The organism is Cellulomonas septica (assembly GCF_012396155.1).
GTDB lineage: Bacteria > Actinomycetota > Actinomycetes > Actinomycetales > Cellulomonadaceae > Cellulomonas > Cellulomonas septica.
This window is the reverse complement of the sequence record NZ_JAAXOY010000530.1, coordinates 1-2,519: the sequence shown is the minus strand read 5'-3', so window position 1 is coordinate 2,519 and position 2,519 is coordinate 1. Positions and strand designations below refer to the sequence as shown.

Genomic DNA, 2,519 nt, shown 5'->3' with positions numbered 1-2,519 from the left:
CGGCTGCGCGACGCGCGCTGACGGGCGCCTGGCGGCGCGTGTCGGCGGTGGGCGCGATGATGTGCGGGTGAACGACGCCGCCGACGACGCCCTCGCGACCGCGCCCGACCAGGAGGTCCCCGCCGACGCCCGGCACCGGTGGACCGAGCTGGCGGAGCGCATCGCCGCCGACCAGTTCGCCTACTACGTGCTCGACGCGCCGCCCGCGTCGGACGCCGACTACGACGCGCGCATGCGCGAGCTGCAGGCGCTCGAGGAGCAGTACCCGGGCCTGCTGACGCCGGACTCCCCGACGCAGCGCGTGGGCGGCACGTTCTCGACGGACTTCGCGACCGTCGACCACGTCGAGCGCATGCTGTCGCTCGACAACGCGTTCTCCGACGAGGACGTCGCGACGTGGGCGGACCGCGCGCTGCGGGACCTCAACGGCGCGCAGCCGCACTACCTGTGCGAGCTCAAGATCGACGGGCTCGCGATCGCGCTGCTGTACGAGAAGGGCCGGCTGGTGCGGGCGGCCACGCGCGGCGACGGGCGGACGGGCGAGGTCGTGACGCTCAACGTCCGGACGATCTCCTCGATCCCCGACACGCTCGCGGGCGACCCGTCGACCCACCCGGAGCTCATCGAGATCCGTGGCGAGGTGTTCCTCCCGGTCGAGGCGTTCGAGCGGCTCAACGAGGCGCAGGTCGCCGCCGGGAAGCCGCCATTCGCCAACCCGCGCAACGCGGCGGCGGGCTCGCTGCGGCAGAAGGACCCGCGCGTCACGGCGTCGCGGCCGCTCGGGATGTACGCGCACGGCATCGGCGCGCTGCGCTGGGGGGCCGGTGGCGGCCCCGGGATCACGCGGCAGTCTCAGGTGTACGACCTGCTGGCGTCGTGGGGCGTCCCGACGTCGGGCCACACACGGGTGGTCGACGACCTCGACGGCGTGCGGGAGATGATCGCGTACTACGGCGAGCACCGGCACGACGTCGAGCACGAGATCGACGGCATCGTCGTCAAGGTCGACGAGATCGACCTGCAGCGCCGCCTCGGCTCGACGAGCCGCGCGCCGCGCTGGGCGATCGCCTACAAGTACCCGCCCGAGGAGGTCGTGACGCGCCTGCTCGCGATCGAGGTCGGCATCGGCCGGACCGGGCGCGCGACGCCGTTCGCGGTCATGGAGCCGGTGTTCGTGTCCGGCAGCACCGTGCGGCAGGCGACGCTGCACAACCAGGACGTCGTCAAGGTCAAGGGCGTCAAGGTCGGCGACATGGTCGTGCTGCGCAAGGCGGGCGACGTGATCCCCGAGATCGTCGGCCCCGCGCCCGCGGCTCCCGACGACACCGTCGAGCGCGTCGAGTGGCAGATGCCCACCGACTGCCCGGTGTGCGGCACGCCGCTGCGCCCGATGCGCGAGGGCGACGTCGACCTGCGCTGCCCGAACGCCGAGTCGTGCCCCGCGCAGGTGCTCGGCCGCGTCGAGCACATCGGCTCGCGCGGTGCGTTCGACATCGAGGCGCTCGGCGAGGTCACCGCCGCGGCGCTCACGCAGCCCGTCGTGCCCGCGGTGCCGCCGCTGCGCACCGAGGCCGACCTGTTCGCGCTCGTCGGGTACGCGCCGGACGCGCCGGAGGAGGAGCGCGCGCGCGTCCGCGAGGCGTCCCTGCGCACGCTCGGGGAGATCGAGGTGGTCGTGCGCGACCCGGAGACGGGTCTGCCGCGCGAGGACGAGGACGGCAACGTGCGGCGTCGGTCGCCGTTCCGCCGGCAGCTCACCTGGTCGAAGGCCGAGCGGGCGCGCGCCGAGGCCGAGGGGCGCACGCTGCCCGAGTGGGAGCCGTCGGCCGCGGCACGCACGCTGCTCGACCAGCTCGACCTCGCGAAGGAGAAGGAGCTCTGGCGCGTGCTCGTCGCGCTGAGCATCCGCAACGTGGGTCCGACGGCCGCGCGTGCGCTGGCCCAGGAGTTCCGGTCGATGACGGCGCTGCGGGCGGTCGTCGAGGGCGACCCCGCCGTCGCGGCCGAGCGGCTGTCGGGCGTCGAGGGCGTCGGACCGACCATCGTGCAGTCGCTCGTCGACTGGTTCGCCGAGCCGTGGCACGCCGCGATCGTCGACGCGTGGCGCGACGCGGGCGTGCGCATGGAGGACGCGGCGGCCGAGGGCGTGACGCGCACGCTCGAGGTCACCGACGAGAGCGGGACCGTGCGGGGCCTGACGGTCGTCGTCACCGGCGGGCTCGAGCGGTTCAGCCGCGACGAGGCGAAGGAGGCGATCCTGTCCCGCGGCGGGAAGGCGTCGGGCAGCGTCTCGAAGAAGACCGACTTCGTCGTCGTCGGGGAGAACGCGGGAAGCAAGGAGACGAAGGCGCGCGAGCTCGGGCTGCGGATCCTCGACGAGGCCGGCTTCGAGGCCCTGCTGGCCGGGGGCCCTGACGCGGTCCCCGCGCCCACGGAGGCCGACGGGGCCGACGGGGACGCCACGGCGGACGGCGGCGCCGACGGGGGCGACGCGTGAAGGTCGCCGTCGACACAGATCG

1 protein-coding gene is annotated in these 2,519 nt (G+C 74.6%); it reads left to right on the top strand.

Annotated features, from left to right (window positions below):
- Positions 1–67 precede the first annotated feature (67 nt).
- Positions 68–2,497, top strand: coding sequence for an NAD-dependent DNA ligase LigA (gene ligA / locus HGA02_RS16115; RefSeq protein ID WP_168680105.1), 2,430 nt, complete (start codon positions 68–70; stop codon positions 2,495–2,497).
- Positions 2,498–2,519 lie beyond the last annotated feature (22 nt).